Raw genomic sequence first — 16,286 nt, forward strand, 5'->3', positions numbered from 1 at the left:
TTTATGCTGACAGAGTGAGAGCGCGCAAAACTTCTGTATCCAGTGCATCGGCAAAACGGCATCCGGCTTGCCTTGTTTTCTGCCATACCATAGTCGCATTAACCGGCTCATGCTCATCCATTGTCACAACCACTTTTTCGCCTTCTTTAAATATGGCGTCCGCTTCAAAACGGCATCCATAAATGGATATATCCAGCAGAGTAGCAGCAATCGGTTTGTTACCTTTGCGTTTTAGTGAAGCGCTGGAAATCACTACAGTATGACGCGGCTCGGTACGCTGGCTCAACGATGCTGGCCCGACTTTTCGATAACGTGATGATTTTAACGCCATGCCCCCTCCAATCTTTAGCACTATGTAAATGGAAGAGGATATCAAAAGGTTAACGGCGCTAAGTCATTCATTCTCCGGTCAGGATGCGATCTATCAACTGTTGGACAGTGGGCACAAAACCATTGGAATAGAAAGGGTCCTTGCCAAAATTATAAGCACCATGTCCTGCAAACATGAGATGTTCCTCAACCGGTGATCCATGGACCACTTCTTGCAAGGATTTCTGGATACAAAAGCTGCGCGGATCGGCTAATCGGCCTGTGCTGTAATTATCATGATCCTTCCAGGAGGAAAAACCACAATGTGACAGACAACCCATGCAATCTGCCTGATCTTTACGAATCATCGTAGCTTCATCGGGCGTTGTAAAGATAAGCGTGTTATCTGGCGTTTTAAGCGCCATGGTGAAGCCCAGGCCATCCCAACTGCGCGCACGTAGAAGGTCATTGCGTGTAACCCAGAAATTCTTGCCTTTCACACCGACATCCAATTGATGGGTATGCTCTCCGGCTTTTTCGGTCGAATAAGGGATCTGGCGTTCCGAACGCGCTTCCAGACTGCGAAGAAACTCATTACGCACTGCCGAAGAATAAAACCCGGTAGGCGAGAATTTGTGCAGAAGAACATCCCCCTCCTTGATCTTGATAAGCTCGTTCTTCCAAGTATCAGGGATCGGGCTTTCTTTGGTCAGCAGTGGGCGTGTACCAAATTGAAAGGCAATCTGCCCCAATTCCTCATTATCAATCCAGTCATCCCAATCTTTAAGCGCCCAGACACCGCCCGCCATGATGATAGGAACACTGTCTGCTATGCCTTCTGCGCGCATGACGTCGCGCACAGCTTTTACGCGCGGATAAGGATCTTCGGGTTTGCGGGGGTCTTCCGCGTTACTCAAGCCATTATGTCCACCCGCCAACCACGGATCTTCATAAACTACCGCGCCAAGTAAGTCTGGCACTTTTTTATAAGACCGTTTCCACAAAGCCCGAAACGCGCGGGCAGAGCTAATGATCGGCAGATAATTTACACCATATTGTTCGGCAATTTCCGACAGCTTATAGGGCATCCCAGCACCACAGGTAACACCGGCAACCATGCCTTTGGTCTGTTCCAGAACGCCGTGTAATACCTGCTCGGCACCGCCCATTTCCCACAATACGTTAATATTGATCGCACCCTTGCCATCAGCAATTTCATGGGCGCGTGTTACCTGTGCAACCGCGCCATCAATGGCATATTTTACCAGCTCTTCGTGGCGAGCGCCGCGAGTCTTGCCATGGTAAATTTGCGGAATGACATTGCCGTCATCATCATAGCTGTCCGCATTGACGGCAGAAACAGTCCCGATACCGCCCGCAGCGGCCCATGCGCCGGAACTCGCATGATTGGTGGCAGCAACACCTTTACCACCTTCTATCAACGGCCACACTTCTCGACCGTTATACTGGATAGGCTTAAGCCCTTTAAACACTATATTCTCCTATATACATCGAGCGGGCCTTAACACCACATCGCGAAATTGTCCGAAAAAATTAGTAAATATTGATAATATTATTCTGCATCAGAATCTAAGCAAATCTGGGTCTACCCAAAGCATGGCCATATAATATTGCATATCGCGCCAACATCTTGCTTTCGTTATATTCTGCCTGTGCCTTCATCCGGTTTTGCGCGCCAATATTCTGCCGCAACTGTTCACTTTGGACCAGTTTTGACAGTGCTCTGACAAATGCATCCTCTTCAACAACAGGCGTAATAAACTCCTGATTCACCTGACATACCATAGATTTTATATCACCAACATCGGTTGCCACTACAGGCAAGCCTGCGGCCATCGCCTCAATCAGAGAAATCGGAAATTGTTCGCTATCCGAAGATAATGCAAATATATCGAACAGTCCGACGTATCGCTCGGGGTTAGCCTGAAACCCGGGCATTAACAATCGGTCGTCCATCCCGCAACGCTTAGCTTCGCTTAAAACCGCTTCTTTTTCCGGTCCTTCTCCAACAATCACCAGCCTGACATTATCACCAGCCGTAGCGCAGGCCCGCACCAGTCGTGGCAGGTTTTTAATCGCGCGAAGCCCTGCCACTGTCCCGACAACGACATCTTCTTTTGCTTTCTTAAAGCCCGGCAGTGCACCGCGTTGCGGTTTTTTGTCAAAACGCTTCACCTCAATTCCATTAGGAATCCGGTGTATTTTGTTTTCTGGCTGTTTCCATACTGTTTTTGCGATGGTTTCCAACCGTTCCGAAGGAACCACCAGCGCCATACTACCACCCAGCGCGAATTTCCGGAACAAATTCCGTTTCCAATTCAGCTTTGTGCGTTCATCCTCGTTAAAACCATCTTCATGATGGATCAGAGGCGGCAATCCTTTAAACCCGGAAAATAATGTCCGTGCCATCACGCCGTCCATCGCTCCCCAATTATATGATAAAACCAGATCAAAGCCCCGGTAATAATCAATCATTTTACGATAGCGTTTCAAGGATGGTTTACCTGCAAGAGGCGGTGCATCCTCCGGAAAATTGACTTTGATATGCTTTGCAATCGCCTCGCGCGCCGATAAATTTCCGGGTTCTGCTGATAATATCGTATGCTCTGCCTGCTCGCCAAAATAGTTCATCAGCTGGACCGCTCGCGCTTCCTTGCCGCCAAGATTAAACGTGCTGTGCAAATGCAGGATTCTGGATGTTTTCATCGGATATGCTGGCTATCGCTAAAGTCGAAAAAGATCAATTTATCCGTTGAAGCAATGCAGCAATCGCGTCAAGAGATGCAGGTTCCTCCAAAGTCGGCGCATGTCCGACACGCGGGATGGTAACCAGTTCAGCCTTGTTCAATCTACCAAGCATTTTTTGTGCGGTTGCCAGACTGAAAAGATCTGACAAAGCGCCCCGCAAGATCAGCGTCGGCACATCCTGTAATGAATCCAATGCTCGCCAAAGTGCAGCATTATCACCGCCCTTGCTTTCAAACGGATCGGATATTTTCATATCATAATCCAGCTTGATCCGCCCGGAACTGTTCATTCCATAGAGCTTCTTAGCGTGAGCAATCCAATCTTTCAGCTTAAAATCAGGAAAAATATCCTTGTTAATGACCGCCATATCACGAGCCGCATGGGCCCATGTATCAAAACTACGCCCCTGCCCCAGATATTCAGCAATCCGGTCCAACCCGCGCTGATCGACATCGGGACCAATATCGTTGATCATGGCACCGGCAATACGCGCAGGATGCCTGGATGCGATAACCATTGTGACAATTCCGCCCAGCGATGTTCCGAAAAACACGGCTTTCGCTATCTTATTCTCGTCCATCAGACTGATAATATCACCAACATAGGTTTTCACATTATAGCTTGTACTATCCTTGGCATATTCGCTTTCACCCCGCCCGCGCAGATCGACCATGATGATACGGCGCTTTCCATCTAGCCAGTCACCCAAATGAACAAAATCACGGATATTGCGGGTTAATCCGGGGATACAGATAATGGGAGTCTTCTGCTCGTCACCCGGGTAATCGCGATAATGCAATTGCAGGCCATCATCCGATGTCCAATATCGGTCTTTATAATTTAACTGGGTCATAAATCTTGTATTTCCCCCGGTTCTGCCTTGCCGCGCCCTATATTCATCCCCACTATTGAGTAATGCCATATAAACCGCAAGCTGAACCCGCAAAATCGCCCTACCGTCCTGATGTAAGGATAACGCAATTGGGTGAAAAAATCGGAGATCCTGTACAAGCTGCCGTTTTCCCGATGCACGAGTTGCGATTTCGTAATGATCGCTGGGATCAGTCTGTTGGCTTATCAGACCTGACCGAAGACGAATGGATCAATCATTTTGGTCGTTTCGATCCGCTCCCCGATAATCTGGACCCACCATTAGCGCTGCGTTATCATGGTCACCAGTTCCGAAATTATAATCCGGATATCGGTGACGGGCGCGGCTTTCTATTTGCCCAGATGCGTGATCATGAAAACCGGCTAATGGATCTTGCCACCAAGGGATCGGGCACGACCCCGTGGAGCCGTTCCGGCGATGGTAAGCTGACATTGAAAGGCGGCGTTCGCGAAATATTAGCCACTGAAATGCTGGAAGCGCTGGGCGTTGAAACATCCAAGACGTTTTCATTGATTGAAACCGGAGAAAAACTATATCGCGGTGACGAACCCTCCCCCACCCGATCAGCAGTGATGACACGGCTCAGTCACAGCCATATCCGTTACGGCACATTCCAGAGGATAGCAGCTGAAAGAAATACCGACCTTATGCATGCGCTGGTCGATTATTGTCTGGAAAATTTCTATGGCGGCGCGAAAACCGATAATCCGGCAACGGAATTGTTCCAGTATGTAGCAAGCAGAGCCGCCCGGCTAGCAGCTAGTTATATGACCGCAGGGTTTGTCCACGGTGTGCTGAATACGGATAATATCAATATTACCGGAGAAAGCTTCGATTATGGCCCATGGCGTTTCACCCCATATTGGGAACCGGGTTTCACTGCCGCCTATTTTGATCGTGAAGGGCTTTACTGTTTTGCCCGGCAACCCGAAGCATTGCACTGGAATCTCGCACAATTAGCCAGCGCACTCACTTTAATCTGCGAGAGCGATCAGCTGGTTGCAACATTGGATAGCTTTCCCCGTTCATATGGCGAAGCCTTTACCGAACATATGTGTTGGCGACTTGGCGTGGAAAGTGAAGGTTTTGACAAAGATAAACCTCTTGTCATAGCTGCCGAAAAAGCACTGGGCCTCAAAACGGTGACCATTGACCGGTTTTTCTTTGATTGGGGGCAGGATGTCATTCCCGAAGGCGCGGAATATACGTCTGATGAATTTAAAGTGTTTCGGCAGGAAATGGAAAAACGCAAACAGGTTCGCGGATCGGAACATGATTACTGGCAATCCGGTGCGCCCTGCTCGATGCATATTGAAGAAGTCGAAACAATCTGGGATGCTATTGCGAAGGACGATGATTGGCAGCCTTTAACCCGTAAAATCAACGCCATCCGAAACATGGGGCATGCGTTAAGGTCTCTGAAGCCATGAGAGGCTTTGTTACACCAGCAACTATCTGTATATGGCTAAAGGAGCGTAAATAAAGGTAATATCGGCTGGATTTTTGCACGACCCCGACTAGTTAAGGGTTCTATAAACCAACCGACATTTAGCGTATTGCGCGAATTAAAACATTGGAATGATTTTTGACTGAACTCATATCAACTGAACCAGCGACTGGCGAAATTTTGTGGAGAGGCGAAGCCGGTGATGCCGATGCTGCTGTGGCCAATGCACGCGCCGCTTGGCCAAGCTGGGCTGCGCTTCCGGTTATGAAGCGTATCGAAGTGGTACGCAGATATGCCAATCGCGTTCGTCAGCACGCAGATGAATTTGCGGAACTTATTTCACGCGAAACGGGCAAACCGATCTGGGAATCCCATACCGAAGTAGAGTCGGTGATCAAGAAAGTCGATATTTCGGTCACAGCCTTTGCCGAGCGTACTCCGCAGCGCAAGCTATCCAGTCCGGCAGATATGCGCGCGGCTCTTCGTCATAAACCCCATGGCGTACTGGCTGTTCTTGGTCCTTATAACTTCCCCGCGCATTTGCCCAATGGACATATTGTCCCGGCCCTGATCGCTGGCAATACTATCGTGTTTAAACCGTCCGAAAAAACCCCGGCTGTCGGACAGTTTCTATTTGATATTTTACAGAAATCAGGTGTGCCTGATGGCGTGTTCAATATATTGCAAGGCGGGCCGGATACTGGAAAAAATCTGGCAGCTAATGACGATATAGACGGTCTTTTATTCACCGGATCAGCACAAACCGGCGTTGCGCTCAACCGTCAGTTTGCCAGCCGTCCGGACAAGATATTGGCTTTGGAAATGGGCGGCAATAATCCGATAATTGTCTGGGATACCGGTGACATTCACAGTGCCGCCGTTCTGGTCGTGCAATCCGCTTTTCTGACCGCAGGGCAACGCTGTTCCGCTGCAAGCCGCATGATCGTCAAGGATAGCCTGTATGACCGCGTGGTTCGCGAAGTAAAACGCATCGCTGACCGTCTGATCATTGACGGCCCGTTCAGCACCCCTGCCCCGTTCATGGGGCCGGTCATCGACAATGACGTAGCAGACGGCCTGACCGAGAGCTTTCTTGCGTTAATGAGCCACGGTGGCCGCCCGGTCAAACATATGGCGCGACCAATAGAAAATCGCCCGTTTCTTACTCCGGGAATAATTGATGTCACCAGCATGGCCGAACGTCCCGACATTGAGCTATTTGGCCCGATCTTACAAATTATTCGCGTCAGTAACTTTGAAGAGGCCATCGCAGAGGCAAATAACACGCGATACGGATTATCAGCTGCGCTAATCGGTGGAAGCGCGGATCAATTTAATCAATTCTGGTCCCATAGCCGCGCTGGTATTGTCAATTGGAACAAAATGACCGTTGGCGCATCTTCCGAAGCCCCGTTTGGCGGCGTAGGCCTGTCTGGAAATCACCGGCCAAGTGCTTATTATGCTGCAGATTATTGCGCTTATCCGGTCGTTTCCATGGAAGCGGATCAAGCAAAAGCATCTATCGGAATTGGCTTGAAAGATGAAGATAGTGGCGATGCCGAAGATGAGGCTTCTTCTGCTGGTCAATAGTATAACTTAGGCTACCCAAAAAACTTCTGCTTTGAAAAGGGCCGACTATCGCTGCATATCGGGCCCATGAAAAATTATGAATTGCCATCTCGGCGTCTGTCGCCGCGTAATGACGGTAGAGTCTATCTAGTCGGCGCAGGCCCGGGTGACCCCGAACTATTGACGTTGCGCGCTGCCCGGCTCCTGTCCGAAGCGGACATCATTGTTCATGACGGCTTGGTCAGCATGGATATACTGGCCATGGCTCCGGCGACCACCAAACGAATATCTGTTGCCAAACAGCGCTCCCGTCACAGTATGAAACAAGAGGCCATAAACGCCCTGCTGATTTCCGAGGCGCGCAAAGGCCATAAGGTCGTGCGCTTAAAAGGCGGAGATCCCTTTATTTTTGGCCGCGGTGGTGAAGAAGCCAGCGATTGTATTAAAGCGGGCATCCAGGTTGAGGTTGTCCCCGGTATCAGCGCAGCGCTTGGCTGTGCAGCACAGGCCAGAATGCCATTGACCCATCGTGATGCGTCCAGTGCGGTTTCTTTCGTAGCGGGGCAATGCAAAGGCCTGTCTGATCAAAACTGGTCCGGATTGGTGGGCAAAGGCCGGACACTGGTTATTTACATGGGCGTTGCAAATGCCGAAGCCATTGTCGAAAAACTGATTGCGGATGGTGCCTCACCAGATATTCCAGTGGCAGTGCTGGAAAACGGCACGCGCGATAATTTTCGTGCGCTTCAGACACTTCTCACTGACCTTGGTGATCTGGTGCAGCGTGAAAATGTTAAAAGCCCTGCGCTCTTGGTGGTTGGCGAAGTGGCCCGTTATGGCGATGCAGAAGACAAGTTTATTGAATATGCCCAAATGGCAGGAGTAGAATTTTGAAGATATTAACCGGAAATGACCTCAAGACAGGCGATGTAATTTGGTGGACCGGAAGCGACTGGTCCCGCCATGTAGAAGATGCTGTTGACGTCGGCGATAATTATGAAGCCATTTTGCAAAGAGAAGAAGCCACGCGCAAAGTGAACTCGTCTTATGCGATTAACGCTGAAGCAACTGAAGACGGTCCACGCCCTGCCCATATCAAGGACCGGGTTCGTGCATTGGGACCAACAGTCAGACCCGATCTTACATTAAAGCCAGCCGATCCTGAAGCCGGGAACTGGGTAATATAATTTAGGTAATATAACGATGTATCAATATGACAAATATGACCAGGCCATGGTCGACGCACGGGTTGACGAATTTCGTGACCAGGCAAACCGCCGGATAGCGGGCGAACTGACGGAGGACCAGTTCAAACCATTGCGTTTGAAAAACGGCCTCTATCTGCAACTGCATGCCTATATGCTGCGCGTTGCCATACCTTATGGCACGCTTAGCTCCCGCCAGTTACGTAAACTTGCCGAGATCGCAAGAAAATATGACCGCGGATATGGCCATTTCACCACGCGGCAGAATATCCAGTATCACTGGATCAAGCTCGAACAGGCGGCTGATATTCTCGCGGAATTGGCGACCGTTGAAATGCACGCGATCCAGACAAGCGGTGAAAGCATCCGTAACGTTTCGGCAGACCAATATGCCGGTGCCGCCGCCGATGAACTTATAGATCCGCGTCCCTATGCGGAGCTAATCCGGCAAGCGACCAGCTTTCATCCTGAATTCAGCTACATGCCCCGCAAATTCAAGATTGCGGTAATCGCCAGCGACGAAGATCGCGCTGCAATGCGGTCCCATGATCTGGGCTTCAAACTGATACGCAATGACGCTGGCGAACTGGGCTTTGAAGTTTATGTCGGCGGCGGCATGGGCCGGACGCCATTTGTAGCCCCGCTGATCCGCGAATTTCTGCCCGTGAATCATATGTTCAGCTATACAGAGGCGGTGCTGCGTGTGTGGAACCGCTGGGCGCGGCGCGACAATATCCATAAACAGCGCATTAAAATCCTTGTCCATCAATGGGGCGCCGAGAAATTTACAGAGCAGGTAGAATCCGAATGGCAGGCTATTCTGCCCAATGCCTCGGACATACCGCAAAAGGAACTGGATCGGATTGCCACCTATTTCGAACCGCCCGCTTTTGACCAGAACGCAAAGGACGAAATTGACTTTAGCGATCCCGATTTCAAAATCTGGGTAGATCAGAATATCAAGCAACATAAGCAGCCGGGCTATGCCATTGTGAATATCAGTCTGAAACCGGACAAGGGTATTCCGGGCGATGCGACCGCTGAGCAGATGGACCTGATTGCGGATCTGGCCGAACAATATAGTTTCGATGAATTGCGCGTGACCCACGCACAAAATCTTGTGTTTCCGCACGTCAAAAAATCTGATCTATATGCGCTTTGGCAAAAGCTTGATGCCGCTGGTCTTGCTCCTGCAAATCTTGATCTTATCAGCGACATTATTGCTTGCCCCGGGCTGGATTATTGCACCCTTGCAAACGCACGCTCGATCCCGGTCGCACAGAAAATTGCCGAGCGCTTTTCCGATCCCCAAGGACAACGCGATCTGGGCGAATTAAAACTGAAAATTTCCGGCTGTATTAACGCGTGCGGACATCATCATGTCGGACATATCGGAATATTGGGCGTTGATCGCAAAGGCACTGAAAACTACCAGCTTCTGCTTGGCGGCTCCGGAGCCGAAGATGCCAGCCTTGCCAAAATAACCGGCCCCGGTTTTGATGAGGACGGTATCGTCGATGCTGTTGAAACGACAATCACTAAATATCGCGAATTACGCGAAGACGGGGAACGTTTTCTTGACACCTATCGCCGTGTCGGAATGGCTCCGTTCAAGGAGGCTCTCTATGACTGATATTTTACGATACCGGGATGATGATGCCCCGATGGAACCGGTGGTTACCATCTCTGCTTTTTCCGAGCAGAGCAATTCCAGTGCGGTGCTTATCGAAGCTGGCGACGATGCCCGTGACCTACTGCCTTATCTTGACCGGTTACAATTGGTAGTGATTGATTTTCCGCGGTTTCGTGACGGGCGCGGATATAGCTCAGCACGGATATTGCGCGAATCCGGTTACAAGGGCGAAATCCGCGCTGTCGGAGATGTTCTGGTCGATCAGATCTGGCACATGCGCCGCTGTGGCTTTGACAGCTTTGCGCCCAATAGCCCGCTTGATCCGGAAGTCGTCGAAAAGTCGCTGAACCGTTACGAATATGTCTATCAATCGGCCGCTGATGATGCCGTGCCTATTTGGAAATTGCGTCATGAGTGAACCAGCGCGCGCAATAGATGTTATTGATGCCCGTCCGGATTTTACACAAGCCGATGCCGATGCATTAAATGCACGGTTTGAAGGTGTTCATGCCTCTGCTTTGTTAAAAGCGCTGTTTGAGGAAGGCAATCTTGGCGAAACCGCCGTTGTCTCTTCGTTCGGGACCGAAAGCGCGGTCTTATTGCATCTGGTAGCAGAGGCAGACCCGTCCATTCCGGTAACATTTGTCGATACATTGAAAATGTTTCCTGAAACGCTGACCTATCGCGACATGCTGATCCGCACATTGGGGATTAAAAATGCCAATGTTGTGCAGCCGGACCCGGTAGTTCTTGCTGAAAAAGATGAAAATGGCCTGCGTTGGTCTTTTGATCCTGATGGGTGCTGTGAAATCCGTAAGGTAGAGCCTTTGGCGCGTGCCAAATCCGGTTTGAATAGCTGGATTTCGGGGCGCAAGGCATTCCAGTCCGTGACCCGTCAAAACCTGCCACGTTTCGAAGTCGAAGACGGCCGTTTGAAAATCAATCCGCTTGGCGACTGGGTTAAAGATGATCTCGAAGCCTATTTTGAAGAACATAAGTTACCCCGGCACCCGTTGGAGGCAGAAGGCTATTTATCTGTCGGCTGTGCGCCCTGCACATCCAAGGTCAAACCTGGTGAAGACCCCCGCGCGGGACGCTGGCGCGGATGGGATAAAACAGAATGCGGCATCCATAATGAAGTGACCCCGCTTTCAGAGGATGATGATAGTCCTAATGATCCGATTTTTTAGTCCACGGCACAACATTTGACGCGGCTATAATCTAGCTATTTCTATAGCTATTGAGCCTGAAACTATTGCCAGTGGCGTTCTGGGATACCTGTTCTATATTGAAACAGGCTCACGCTCTTTGCTAATGCCCTCAACAGCCAACATTGACAAACTATAGTTAATCTCGTAGCTTAACTTGTTAAAGAAATTGCATCAGAAGCCGACGAAACGGCTCGCAAGATGTATGAAATAATAGGGGTCGCCATGTCCCAGACAATCTGTGAGAAGCAGATATCTGGTCTCGGAGGCCTTTATGAACCATATGTCGGTATCGCAGCAGCAATTATCTTTCGACACGGAAAATGGCTTTTATCAGTCTAGCGTGCTGACCCAAAAACTAAAATCCTATATCCATGATGAGGGCGTGGCGACCGTAAGACACCGTGGCGATTATCTCTTTCGGCAAGGAGAGAATGTAGGCAATATCTACTATATTGATGAAGGCTGCGTCGCCATTGTCCATCTCTGCCCGAATGACCACCGACAGATCTTTGATTTTCAATTCAAAAACTCCATAATTATGGATGCTGGCAGTTTTGGCACAAATGCCAGTCATTCCGCACAATGCCTCTCTAACGTTAGTATGCATATATTATCGACCGAGAGCTTTCGGCGGATATTATTATCTGAACCGCAGCTATATCATGCTGTTGGGGAAGTTATGAATGCCGCGCTGATACGTGCATATAGAGGGCTTAGCAACATCATGTGCCGCCAGGGGTCCGCCCGCGTGGCCTATATCCTTCTTGCCGTACATAACGGCAACAATCTTCCGTCAGAAATTAATCAACCGACTCGTGTGGATAATCGCATCAAAATCCGTCAGGTCGATCTGGCCGCAGCTATCGGCGTAACCCCCGTTTATTTTAACCAAATTCTTAAAAAAATGAAAGCGGATGGCCTGATAAAATTAGTAAAAGGTGAGATTGAGATTTGCGATCTTAATGCAGTTAAAGAATTAACTCACCGTCACTAAATATAATATAAGATATTCTTAAATTACACAGCTATATATAGTTTAATATATTTATGAGAGATTAATAGAATCCTAATATTGTAAAAATTACTGGTTAGTTCATCTTATTACCACTCCTTAATTAAGGGGCAAAACAGAGAGATGGAGAGAAATCATGACTCATAAATTACTCGCCGGAGCGGCGACAATCGCGCTGGGCATTTCTGCACCAGCCATGGCTGATGTAACGGTCATTGGCGAGATCGACCTCACCAAAACTATTGATGTTTTCGAAACAATAGACGTCGATACTGATGTTCTATTGGAAGTTGATGTCAATCTAGACGCAGAAAAATTTGCTGAATCCACAGCTATTGCGAACCAGAGCAATTATGACAACGAGGCCTGCACCAATTGTGCGGAAAAAGAGGATTTCATCCGTAACTCCGCATCCGACAATGAAGGTATTGTCTCCTTGAACCAAGCTGGCGGCAACCTCAATAACCAGGGTTCCTTGATCAGTGTTGCGATTGATGCAGACAATGATGATCCGGATGTTCCCGGAAATAGCGGGTTTGCAGAATCACTTGCCGCAGCAGATCAACGCAATGGCACACCCGATGCCCTAGCCGGTGAAGGCGGCAGTTATGCGGATGGTGGTAACCTTGTCGAAACCGTCAATGTGTTGTTCCGCAGCGCCGATATTCGTAACTCTTTTAACACGAATGCCGGCCTTGTTTACGGCAACCAGGCCACCGGCAACATGGCCAATCAGGTCAATATTCTGTCACTGGCATTTGCGCTTGATGACAATGGAGTGGCCATTTCCGAAGCAGACCTTGGTCAGGTGAACGCTAATAATATCGTTCAGGAATCCAGCGACCCCGAGAACCCGTTTGGTATCAATAAAATTGCCACGGTAAACAACTCGCTGAACGGAAACACCGGTATTGTCGGTGTAAACCAGTCCGTCGGTAACATGTCGAACCAGGCAAATATCGTTTCGATAGCCGCCGTCGGTTCCGATCTGCCAACATTCTCTAACTAAATCATGTCCAAGGAGGACAAGGAAATGACTCATACAGTAAAAATTTCAGCCCTGGCACTGATCCTGTCGGCTGGCCTTGCGACGCCCGCGATGGCGGATGTTCAAGTAGTAGGAACCGTTGATGTCAACAAAGACATAGTAATTGACGTTGACACGTTCAAAGACAAGAATGTCGATGTAGACGTTGTTTTTGATGCTGAGCTTGATGGCTCAGCGCAATCAGACGCTGTTGTTAATGCAACAATCGATAGTGTTGAAATCGGACCGATTGAAGAAGGTGTCACGGACGAAGATATCGACAAGGAAGCCCGGACAAATGAATCGGTTAATGAAAACACCGGCATTGTGCAGTTCAACCAGGATGCAGGTCAAACGACCAATCAGGGTAACGTAGTCTCTGCTGCCGTGGTTTTCTCTGGAGAGGAAGATAGTCAGGTCGTAATGTCCGAAGCTTATGCCGACCAGAGAATAACCGATAGTAGCGCCACTCACCAGGAAGGCTTCGACAACCTCGAAGGGCTGGTTGATAACCAAGGCAATGTTACTCTTGACGGTGACTTTGAATTTGACCTGACAGCGAGAATTACCAATTCCTATAACGGGAATACCGGTATTGTTCAGGGCAACCAGAATGTTGGTAATGCAAATAACCAGCATAATGTCCTGTCAGCAGCTGTCGGTGATAACGCGCTTGTCGCTCTGTCAGATGCCGGCCTGGGTCAGGAAAACAGTGGTAACACGCTGTTAGACGTGAACACACTGAAAACGGCTATCGTGGCTAATTCCATGAATGGCAACTCTGGTGTGACCAATGTCAATCAAGCAACCGGCGCCTTTAACAATCAGGCAACGGTTATCTCGGTGGCTGCTCTGAGCAGCGCCGTTGGCCTTGGTCAATAAGGCATAGCTAGGCGGGAAAGCGGTTATCAATCCAACCGCTTTCCCTAACGGCGGAAATATAATGATAAAATGCACTAACCTTTCCTTCATCGGGACCGTTACATTAGCGTTAATATTGCAAACGCCCCCTGCAATAGCGCAAGTCAATAGTCCCGATGAAGACCTTGAGGCTATACAGCCTGATGCACAGACATCCGGATCAGGTAATGAAAGTAGCGGTATATTCCAGCTCAACCAATCCGCAGCTGATTTAACGCAGCAGGATAATATTTTTGCAGCCAGCGTCGTTACGAACAATGGCGCTGCTTTATCGGATGCCACTTCATCTCAACGCGCCACGGATAATTCGCACAGCAACGCAAGTATCAATGCAAGTGCAGTTATGGCCGATGTTGGAAACGCATCATCCGGTGTTACTGCGGTCAACCAGTCATCTGCAACAGGGTCTTCACAAGCGAACATCGCAGCGCTGGCAATAGTAAGAGAAAGAGATAATCTTGCTGTCGCCTCCGCAACCGGATCGGCAATGGTCAGCCAGACTAACCCGGCAACATTTGATAACATCTTAGCCACCAGCACAATTACCAATGTCGGCAATAATTCGAGCGGTATTTTCGCGCTAAATCAGGTGTCGGGTAACGGCGGTATTCAAGAAAATATAATCGCCGTCGCAGCGGCACCAAGCGGCGTGGCGCTTGCCGATGTTGTAGGATCAAGCGATAATGGTGACATATCATCGCAAAACGAGGTCTATGCCGCAAATGCAGGCCCGGTTTCCCTCATGGACAGCTTTAATAATATGGGTGGCCTGGCACAGGTTAATCAAGCCAGCGGCGGCGGCAACCTGCAATCCAATCTACTGGCTATAGCTTTGGGAGACTATGCGGATGCACAGGCTATTTCAGATAACGGCCTCGGCACAGTTCATCCAGCACCTACAAGTTTAGAAGAAAATAACAGCGACAATAACGGCAGCACGACCCTTGCCGGATCGTTCGACGGCTTTGCCGGTATCGCTCAGGTTTCACAGGTTTCCGGTCATGCCAATCAAACCACGAATAGCATGAGTATATCCATGACACATATTCCAGGTGGCGGATTATGAGTTGGCTGACATCTACGCGGGTTATGAAAACAGGCTCGCTGTATATCACAGCCTGCCTTTGTGTCGGCTCGCTTGCTCATGCACAATCCCTCCCGATACCGTTGGCGGGCACAGGACAGATCAGAGTTAATGTAACATCACTGGCGGATATGCGCTTTCGTAATATGACTCGCCAGTCACAGGATCTAAGCTGCGGCGCTGCTGCTGTAGCTACCCTGCTCACCTATGCATATGATATGCCCAGAGATGAAAGAACAATTATCAACTCGATTTTTGAGGGCGTACCCGAAGAAGCACAAAAGAAAATTGCAGCGCAGGGTTTTTCGCTTCTGGAACTGAAGCGCTATCTGGAAACACAAGGCTTTATTGCCGGTGGCTTCGAAATGAAATCCGTAGAGAAGCTCGTCAATCTGAAAGTGCCAGTCATCGCACTGGTCAATGTACGCGGCTACAACCATTTTGTGGTCATAAAGCGCGTACATAATGGCCGTGTCCTGATCGCCGACCCTGCTTTTGGCAACACACGCCCGACGATGGAAGCCTTTGCCAGCCAATGGAACGGGATCATTCTGGCCGTAGTCAAGCAAGGCACAGCGCCGCAGCCGGTTTTCATGGAAGATCCCACAATACTCGCGCGGCCATCAGACCTGAGGTCGATCAGCGTCGCTCTGGGCGCAAGAGAAATAAAATTACCGGGGGAATTTTAGAACAATAATACACAAAACCACATTATTCGAAAGGAGACGGACCATGACCATGATAAAGTTACAATCCCTGGCCAAAATCAGTTTTTGCGGCTTTTTATTGGTCGCAGCTAGCGGAGCTACTGCAAACACAGGCACGCTTGCCGCGCTGAGTTTTGCCGGAGCACCCGATGATATGCGTGCTATGTCGGATACAGAACTGGGCGAAACGCGAGGAGGCTATGGCGGAATATTGTTCAGCCTTTCCGGCTATGGTGACATTTCCAGCCTGAGCGGCGATTTACCCCCCGGCGTTAACATCAATTCGCAATCTTCTGATCTGGTCAGCCTGGATGTTGGTTTGGCAAGCCTGCCCAATACCGGCGGCTTTGTTCAATTTGCATCGATTGTCGGCAATAATAATATCGTGAACAATAATCTGACGCTGAACGTCTATATTCTGGAAGGCGGCATAGCAGATACAAGCGGTATCACAAACGGGTCTGCATTCGGTTTTTGAAGATAACCGACACATAATAAAT

At 49.3% G+C, this 16,286-nt stretch carries 17 protein-coding genes; 13 read left to right on the forward strand and 4 right to left on the reverse strand.

The window, feature by feature from the left end; all coding sequences use genetic code 11:
* Position 1: 1 nt before the first annotated feature.
* The 4 genes from AB1K62_RS05075 to AB1K62_RS05090 all read right to left on the reverse strand — a co-directional run bounded on the left by AB1K62_RS05075 (position 2) and on the right by AB1K62_RS05090 (position 3,931).
* Positions 2–331 (reverse strand): PilZ domain-containing protein, encoded by a 330-nt coding sequence (locus AB1K62_RS05075; RefSeq protein WP_367001767.1) that lies wholly within the window; start codon positions 329–331, stop codon positions 2–4.
* 67 nt (positions 332–398) lie between these two features.
* Positions 399–1,802: a nitronate monooxygenase gene (locus tag AB1K62_RS05080; protein WP_367001769.1), complete on the reverse strand. Its 1,404-nt coding sequence runs from the start codon at positions 1,800–1,802 to the stop codon at positions 399–401.
* A 97-nt stretch (positions 1,803–1,899) separates the two neighbouring features.
* On the reverse strand, positions 1,900–3,036 hold the full coding sequence (locus AB1K62_RS05085; protein WP_367001772.1) for a glycosyltransferase family 4 protein: 1,137 nt from the start codon (positions 3,034–3,036) through the stop codon (positions 1,900–1,902).
* 34 nt (positions 3,037–3,070) lie between these two features.
* The gene (locus AB1K62_RS05090) at positions 3,071–3,931 is read right to left on the reverse strand and encodes an alpha/beta hydrolase (RefSeq protein ID WP_367001775.1); all 861 of its coding nucleotides are present in this window, start codon (positions 3,929–3,931) and stop codon (positions 3,071–3,073) included.
* A gap of 62 nt (positions 3,932–3,993) precedes the next feature.
* Between AB1K62_RS05090 and AB1K62_RS05095 the strand changes: the two genes are divergently transcribed.
* The 13 genes from AB1K62_RS05095 (at position 3,994) to AB1K62_RS05155 (ending at position 16,264) form a co-directional block, all read left to right on the forward strand.
* On the forward strand, positions 3,994–5,400 hold the full coding sequence (locus tag AB1K62_RS05095; RefSeq protein ID WP_367001778.1) for a protein adenylyltransferase SelO family protein: 1,407 nt from the start codon (positions 3,994–3,996) through the stop codon (positions 5,398–5,400).
* A 155-nt stretch (positions 5,401–5,555) separates the two neighbouring features.
* Entirely contained in the window at positions 5,556–7,007 is a 1,452-nt protein-coding gene (astD, locus tag AB1K62_RS05100) for a succinylglutamate-semialdehyde dehydrogenase (protein ID WP_367001781.1), read from the forward strand.
* A 66-nt stretch (positions 7,008–7,073) separates the two neighbouring features.
* On the forward strand, positions 7,074–7,880 hold the full coding sequence (cobA, locus tag AB1K62_RS05105) for a uroporphyrinogen-III C-methyltransferase (protein ID WP_367001784.1): 807 nt from the start codon (positions 7,074–7,076) through the stop codon (positions 7,878–7,880).
* Positions 7,877–8,173, forward strand: coding sequence for a DUF2849 domain-containing protein (locus AB1K62_RS05110; protein ID WP_367001787.1), 297 nt, complete (start codon positions 7,877–7,879; stop codon positions 8,171–8,173). Before cobA ends, AB1K62_RS05110 begins: the two co-directional genes overlap by 4 nt.
* 16 nt (positions 8,174–8,189) lie before the next feature.
* Positions 8,190–9,824, forward strand: a complete 1,635-nt coding sequence (locus AB1K62_RS05115; RefSeq protein ID WP_367001790.1) for a nitrite/sulfite reductase — start codon at positions 8,190–8,192, stop codon at positions 9,822–9,824.
* Entirely contained in the window at positions 9,817–10,242 is a 426-nt protein-coding gene (locus tag AB1K62_RS05120) for a DUF934 domain-containing protein (protein ID WP_367001793.1), read from the forward strand. Before AB1K62_RS05115 ends, AB1K62_RS05120 begins: the two co-directional genes overlap by 8 nt.
* Positions 10,235–11,014 (forward strand): phosphoadenylyl-sulfate reductase, encoded by a 780-nt coding sequence (locus tag AB1K62_RS05125; RefSeq protein ID WP_367001796.1) that lies wholly within the window; start codon positions 10,235–10,237, stop codon positions 11,012–11,014. Before AB1K62_RS05120 ends, AB1K62_RS05125 begins: the two co-directional genes overlap by 8 nt.
* Positions 11,015–11,306: 292 nt before the next feature.
* Entirely contained in the window at positions 11,307–12,029 is a 723-nt protein-coding gene (locus AB1K62_RS05130; protein WP_367001799.1) for a Crp/Fnr family transcriptional regulator, read from the forward strand.
* A 154-nt stretch (positions 12,030–12,183) separates the two neighbouring features.
* A complete protein-coding gene (locus AB1K62_RS05135) occupies positions 12,184–13,056 on the forward strand; it encodes a hypothetical protein (RefSeq protein WP_367001801.1) in 873 nt (290 codons plus the stop codon).
* Positions 13,057–13,080: 24 nt separating this feature from the next.
* Positions 13,081–13,956 carry a hypothetical protein gene (locus tag AB1K62_RS05140; RefSeq protein ID WP_367001803.1) on the forward strand — a complete coding sequence of 292 codons (876 nt, stop codon included), beginning with the start codon at positions 13,081–13,083 and terminating at the stop codon, positions 13,954–13,956.
* Positions 13,957–14,017: 61 nt separating this feature from the next.
* The gene (locus AB1K62_RS05145) at positions 14,018–15,061 is read left to right on the forward strand and encodes a hypothetical protein (RefSeq protein ID WP_367001805.1); all 1,044 of its coding nucleotides are present in this window, start codon (positions 14,018–14,020) and stop codon (positions 15,059–15,061) included.
* Positions 15,058–15,768 (forward strand): C39 family peptidase, encoded by a 711-nt coding sequence (locus AB1K62_RS05150; RefSeq protein ID WP_367001806.1) that lies wholly within the window; start codon positions 15,058–15,060, stop codon positions 15,766–15,768. Before AB1K62_RS05145 ends, AB1K62_RS05150 begins: the two co-directional genes overlap by 4 nt.
* Positions 15,769–15,811: 43 nt before the next feature.
* Complete coding sequence (locus AB1K62_RS05155; RefSeq protein ID WP_367001808.1) at positions 15,812–16,264, forward strand: hypothetical protein; 453 nt, start codon at positions 15,812–15,814, stop codon at positions 16,262–16,264.
* Positions 16,265–16,286 lie beyond the last annotated feature (22 nt).

It is taken from the genome of Parasphingorhabdus sp. JC815 (assembly GCF_040717415.1).
Lineage (GTDB): Bacteria > Pseudomonadota > Alphaproteobacteria > Sphingomonadales > Sphingomonadaceae > Parasphingorhabdus.

What these genes read in the sequence shown, in the direction of transcription:
- AB1K62_RS05075 (WP_367001767.1), bottom strand. Translation starts at nt 331, where the DNA reads ATGGCGTTAAAATCATCACGTTATCGAAAAGTCGGGCCAGCATCGTTG.
- AB1K62_RS05085 (WP_367001772.1), bottom strand. Translation starts at nt 3,036, where the DNA reads ATGAAAACATCCAGAATCCTGCATTTGCACAGCACGTTTAATCTTGGC.
- AB1K62_RS05090 (WP_367001775.1), bottom strand. Translation starts at nt 3,931, where the DNA reads ATGACCCAGTTAAATTATAAAGACCGATATTGGACATCGGATGATGGC.
- AB1K62_RS05095 (WP_367001778.1), top strand. Translation starts at nt 3,994, where the DNA reads ATGCCATATAAACCGCAAGCTGAACCCGCAAAATCGCCCTACCGTCCT.
- cobA (WP_367001784.1), top strand. Translation starts at nt 7,074, where the DNA reads ATGAAAAATTATGAATTGCCATCTCGGCGTCTGTCGCCGCGTAATGAC.
- AB1K62_RS05115 (WP_367001790.1), top strand. Translation starts at nt 8,190, where the DNA reads ATGTATCAATATGACAAATATGACCAGGCCATGGTCGACGCACGGGTT.
- AB1K62_RS05120 (WP_367001793.1), top strand. Translation starts at nt 9,817, where the DNA reads ATGACTGATATTTTACGATACCGGGATGATGATGCCCCGATGGAACCG.
- AB1K62_RS05125 (WP_367001796.1), top strand. Translation starts at nt 10,235, where the DNA reads ATGAGTGAACCAGCGCGCGCAATAGATGTTATTGATGCCCGTCCGGAT.
- AB1K62_RS05130 (WP_367001799.1), top strand. Translation starts at nt 11,307, where the DNA reads ATGAACCATATGTCGGTATCGCAGCAGCAATTATCTTTCGACACGGAA.
- AB1K62_RS05135 (WP_367001801.1), top strand. Translation starts at nt 12,184, where the DNA reads ATGACTCATAAATTACTCGCCGGAGCGGCGACAATCGCGCTGGGCATT.
- AB1K62_RS05140 (WP_367001803.1), top strand. Translation starts at nt 13,081, where the DNA reads ATGACTCATACAGTAAAAATTTCAGCCCTGGCACTGATCCTGTCGGCT.
- AB1K62_RS05145 (WP_367001805.1), top strand. Translation starts at nt 14,018, where the DNA reads ATGATAAAATGCACTAACCTTTCCTTCATCGGGACCGTTACATTAGCG.
- AB1K62_RS05150 (WP_367001806.1), top strand. Translation starts at nt 15,058, where the DNA reads ATGAGTTGGCTGACATCTACGCGGGTTATGAAAACAGGCTCGCTGTAT.
- AB1K62_RS05155 (WP_367001808.1), top strand. Translation starts at nt 15,812, where the DNA reads ATGACCATGATAAAGTTACAATCCCTGGCCAAAATCAGTTTTTGCGGC.